Source organism: Streptomyces endocoffeicus, from assembly GCF_016741935.1.
In the GTDB taxonomy this organism is placed as follows: Bacteria; Actinomycetota; Actinomycetes; order Streptomycetales; family Streptomycetaceae; genus Streptomyces; species Streptomyces endocoffeicus.
On sequence record NZ_JAERRG010000096.1, the window covers coordinates 1 to 5166 of the forward strand.

3 protein-coding genes and 1 pseudogene are annotated in these 5166 nt (G+C 72.6%); 3 read left to right on the forward strand and 1 reads right to left on the reverse strand.

Annotated elements, in window-relative coordinates:
- A partial coding sequence (locus JK364_RS58415; RefSeq protein WP_372462110.1) for a hypothetical protein occupies positions 1–231 on the reverse strand: 231 nt, incomplete at its 3' end.
- Between JK364_RS58415 and JK364_RS58420 the strand changes: the two are divergent.
- The 3 genes and pseudogenes from JK364_RS58420 to JK364_RS53795 form a co-directional block, all read left to right on the forward strand.
- Positions 214–1038: pseudogene (locus JK364_RS58420) on the forward strand (acyltransferase domain-containing protein); the annotation flags it as partial. The gene JK364_RS58415 and the pseudogene JK364_RS58420 overlap by 18 nt on opposite strands.
- 12 nt (positions 1039–1050) lie before the next feature.
- A complete protein-coding gene (locus JK364_RS53790; RefSeq protein ID WP_307841721.1) occupies positions 1051–3417 on the forward strand; it encodes an SDR family NAD(P)-dependent oxidoreductase in 2367 nt (788 codons plus the stop codon).
- Between the two features lie 54 nt (positions 3418–3471).
- Positions 3472–5166, forward strand: a 1695-nt coding sequence (locus JK364_RS53795) for a type I polyketide synthase (RefSeq protein ID WP_201858781.1), incomplete at its 3' end; no start/stop codon positions are given.

Here is a 5166-nt window from a genome sequence, read left to right on the forward strand (position 1 = left end):
TCGTTGTTGGAGCCGGTTGATGTGGGGTACTCGTGTGCGGTTCTGCGTTCCGCGTTTGAGCACCGGGCGGTGGTTTTCGGGCGTGACCGGGATGAGCTGGTCGGTGGTTTGCGGGCTGTGGTGGCTGGTGAGCCCGCGGCGAACGCTGTGGTCGGGATTGCTGGTGGTCTGTCGGCGTGGGTGTTTCCGGGTCAGGGTGCGCAGCGTCTGGGGATGGGTCGTGAGTTGCATGTGGCGTTCCCGGTGTTCGCGGCGGCGTTCGATGAGGTGTGTGCGGGGTTCGATGGTGTGTTGGACGGTTCGCTGCGCGAGGTCGTGTGGGGGGACGACAAGGCCCTGCTCGACCAGACGATGTGGGCGCAGGCCGGTCTGTTCGCGGTTGAGGTGGCGCTGTTTCGCCTGTTGGAGTCGTGGGGCGTCCGCCCCGATCACTTGGTCGGTCACTCCATCGGAGAAATCGCGGCGGCTCACGTTGCCGGGATGGTTTCGCTCGCTGACGCGTGTGTGCTCGTTGGTGCGCGTGGCCGGTTGATGCAGGCGCTTCCGTCTGGTGGGGCGATGCTGGCGGTGCAGGCGGCGGAGGGTGATGTTGTGTCGTTGTTGCCGGATGGTGTGGAGGTTGCGGCGGTCAATGGTCCGGTGTCGGTGGTGGTTTCCGGCAGTGGGGAGGGTGTTGCTGAGTTGGTGGGGGTGTGTGCGGGCAGGGGGTGGAAGACGCGTCGGTTGGCGGTGTCGCATGCGTTTCATTCGGCGTTGATGGAGCCGATGCTGGATGAGTTTGCCGGAGCTCTTGATGGCATTACGTTCGGGTCGTCGCGGATCCCGGTGGTGTCGACTGTGACCGGGGAGCCGCTGACTGTGGTCGATGCCGGTTACTGGGTGGATCAGGTGCGGCGTCCGGTCCGGTTCGCGGATGCGGTCGCGTTTGTGGCGGAAGCGGGTGTGCGCACGTTTCTTGAGGTGGGTCCGGACGCGGCGTTGACCCCGATGGTCGAGCACACCGTCGACGACGCGTCGGTGGTCCCGGCCTCTCGCCGCGATCGTGATGAAGTGACCACCCTCATCGCCGCGTTGGCGCGTCTTCATGCCGACGGTGTTCCCATCGCCTGGGAGAAGTTCTTCGCCGGAACCGGCGCCCGCCGTATCGACCTCCCCACCTACGCCTTCCAGCGGCAGTGGTACTGGGCGGACCCGCCCGCGTCCCCCAAGATGGGCTCGGCCACCGACCCCGTTGACACCGCGCTCTGGGAAACGCTGGGAGATGCGGACACCGCCTCGCTGGCGCAGCGGCTCGGTGTCGAGGCGACGGCGCTCGGCGAGGTTCTCCCAGCGCTGTCGGAGTGGCGGCGGAGCGAGGCGGAGCAGGCCGTTCTCGGCTCGTGGCGGTACCGGGTCGCGTGGCGTCCGCTGAAGGACCTTCCGTCGGCACCCCTCACCGGGACGTGGTTGGTCATGGTCCCGGGGGTGGTGGAGCGGAGCGGGCTCGTCGGCGCGGTCACGGAAGTGCTGGCCGAGCGGGGCGTGGATGTCGTGCCGGTCCAGGTGTCCGGTTCCGACCGGGCGGAGCTCGCCGCGACGCTGCGCGAGCGCGCCGCAGCGGCGACGCCTGCTGGGGTGCTGTCGCTGCTCGCCCTGGACGACCGGGAGCACGATCGGTACCCGGTCCTCACCGTCGGGCTCGCCGACACGGTCACGCTCGCGCAGGCCCTCCAGGACGCGGAGGTGACGGCGCCCCTGTGGTGCGTGACCCGCGACGCGGTGGCGGCCGAGCCTGGTCGGGAGGTCGTGAACGCGCGGCAGGCGGCGGTGTGGGGGATGGCATCGAGCATGGCACTGGACCACCCGGACACCTGGGGCGGCGTGATCGACGTGCGGCTCGACGACGACCCGGGCCCGGATACGGAGCCCGCGCCGGCGCTGCTCTCGGTGTCGGTGTCACGGCTGTGCGACGTTCTCGCCGGATCTTCGGGGGAGGACCAGGTCGCGCTCCGTGCGGGCGCGGCGTACGGCCGCCGGCTGGTCCGCGCCGAACCGTCCGGCGCCCCGGCGCATGGCACGCGGTGGCGGCCCGCCGGGACGACGTTGATCACCGGTGGGACGGGCGGACTCGGTGCGCACACCGCCCGGGTGCTGGCCGCCTTCGGCGCGGAGCATCTGCTGCTCGCCAGTCGGCGCGGCCCCCGCGCCGAGGGCGCGGCGGAACTCGCCGCGGAACTGGAGGCCCGCGGTACCCGCGTCACCATCGCGACCTGCGACGTCGCCGACCGCGACGCGCTCGCCCGCCTGCTGGACGCGGTGCCGCCGGACGCGCCGCTGACCACGGTCGTGCACGCGGCCGGGGCCGGGCAGCGCATCGCCCCGCTCACCGACCTCGACCTAGGCGACTTCGCCGACGCCGCGCACGGCAAGGTGCTCGGGGCGACACACCTCGACGAGCTGCTGCGGGACCGGCCGCCGCTCGACGCCTTCGTGGTGTTCTCGTCCGGGTCGGCGATCTGGGGCAGCTCGGGGCAGGCCGCGTACGGGAGCGCGAATGCCGTCCTGGACGCGGTCGCCCAGCGGCGCCGCGCCCTCGGACGCCCCGCGACGGCCCTCGCCTGGGGGCCTTGGGACGGCGGGCTGGTGGACGCGGAGCTCGCGGCGATCCTGCGGCGCGTCGGCACACCGCCGATGGCGCCGGAACGCGCCGCCGAGGCGTTCCGGCAGGCGCTCGCGGACGGCGCTGGTGAACTGGTGGTGGCGGACTTCGACTGGCCGCGGTTCGCGCCGACCTACACGCTCGCCCGACCGAGGCCGCTGCTGGACGCGCTGCCCGACGCGCGGGAGGCGCTGGACGCGGCGTCCGGCGGAACCGGAGCCGATGAGGGCGGGGCCGGGGCGGCTGCCGCGGCGGAGCTGGCGGCGCGGCTCGACGGCCGCCCGTCCGCCGAGCAGGGCCGGGTCCTGCTGGACCTCGTCCGGACTCATGTGGCGGCGCTGCTCGGATACGACGACCCGCGGACGCTTGATGCCGCCCGCCCGTTCGATGACCTCGGCTTCGACTCGGTCGCCGCGGTCGACCTGCGGACGAGGCTCGGCGCCGCGACCGGCCGCCGCCTACCGAGCACGATGGTGTTCGACTACGCCACGCCCGCCGCGCTCGCGGAGTTCCTGCGTGCGGAGCTGAGCGGGGACGGCAACGACGCCGCCGGCACGGCCGGGGTCCTTGCGGCGCTCGACCGGATCGAGGAGTCCATGACCGGTCTCGCGCCCGGCGAGATCGAGGACGCGGGGGTCGGGGCGCGGCTGAACAGCCTCGCCGCCAAGGTCACCGAGATCCTCGGCGGCACCACCGGAGCGCCGGTCGGCAACCGGCTGGAGACGGCCTCCGCGGAGGACGTCTTCGACTTCATCGACAACGAGCTCGGAATCTCCTGAGCCGGCGGCGGCAGGCCGTTCCCCGGACCATCCAGAAGGACGCGTGAGGAACCGATGGCGAACGACGAAAGGCTTCTCGACTACCTGAAGCGGGTCACGGCCGACCTGCACCAGACCCGCCGCCGCCTCCAGGAGGTCGAGCGCCGCGACCGCGACCCCATCGCGATCATTGCGATGAGCTGCCGGTACCCGGGTGGGGTGGGCTCGCCGGAGGACCTGTGGCGGCTCGTGTCCACGGGCGGGGACGCGATCAGCGCGTTTCCGACCGACCGGAACTGGGACCTCGACCGGTACGCCGCCGACGTGGCGGCCGGTGCCGGCTCGGACGCCGCGGGCGCCAGTGCCGTGCTGGAGGGCGGCTTCATCGAGAACGCGGGCGACTTCGACCCCGGCTTCTTCGGGATGAGCCCCGCCGAGGCGCTCGCGACGGACCCGCAACAGCGACTCCTGCTGGAGGTCTCCTGGGAGGCGTTCGAGCGCGCCGGGATCGACCCCCGCTCCCAGCGGGGCCGTGACGTCGGTGTGTTCGTCGGGTCCGGCATGCAGCTCTACCGCGACATCGAGGGCGACCCCGAGGTCACCGAGACCTACATGGCCACCTCCGGCGCCGCGTCGGTGATCTCCGGCCGGGTCGCGTACACGTTCGGTTTCGAGGGCCCCGCCATCACCCTCGACACGGCGTGCTCGTCCTCCCTCGTCGCGATCCACCTGGCCGCCGAGGCGCTGCGCCGCCGCGAGTGCGGCCTCGCGCTCGCGGGCGGCGTGATGGTGACGTCCACGCTCGCGCCGTTCGTCGCGTTCAGCCGCCAGCGCGGCCTCGCCCCGGACGGCCGCTGCAAGGCGTTCTCCGACTCGGCGGATGGGACGTCCTGGTCCGAGGGCGTCGCGGTCGTGCTCCTGGAGCGGCTGTCCGACGCGCGGCGCAACGGTCACGAGGTGCTCGCGGTCGTGCGCGGCTCGGCGATCAACCAGGACGGCGCGTCCAACGGGCTGACCGCGCCGAACGGGCCGTCGCAGCAGCGGGTGATCCGGCAGGCGCTTGCGGCGGCGGGAGTGCCCGCGTCCGAGGTGGACGCGGTCGAGGCGCACGGGACGGGGACGACGCTGGGCGATCCGATCGAGGCGCAGGCGCTTTTGGCGACCTACGGGCGGGAGCGGCCGGAGGACCGCCCCCTGTGGCTGGGGTCGTTGAAGTCCAACATCGGGCACGCGCAGTCGGCGGCCGGTGTCGGTGGCGTCATCAAGATGGTCATGGCCATCCGGGAGGGCGTCCTCCCCGAGACCTTGCACGTCACGCGGCCCAGCACGCACGTCGACTGGTCCGCCGGGAACGTCCGGCTGCTGACCGAGTCGCTCGACTGGCCGGAGAACGACCATCCGCGCCGGGCCGGGGTGTCCTCGTTCGGCATCAGCGGCACCAATGCGCATGTCATCCTCGAAGCCGCCCCGGTGGAGCAGCCCCCGGCGGAGCAGCCCACCGCGGACGCGAGCAAGCCCGCGCTCCTGGCGGACCCGTCAGGGATCATCCCGCTGCCGGTCTCGGGCACGACCGCCGCGGCCTTCCAGGAGCAGGCGGGACGGCTCGCCTCCTTCCTCCGCGACGAACGCGCCCGTGACCCGCGTGACATCGGTCATTCCCTCCACACAGGACGCACCGCGTTCACCCACCGCGCCGTCGTCCTCGGCGGAACCCGGGACGCCCTCCTTTCCGGCCTGGACGCGCTGGCCGTCGGTGACCAGCACCCCGGT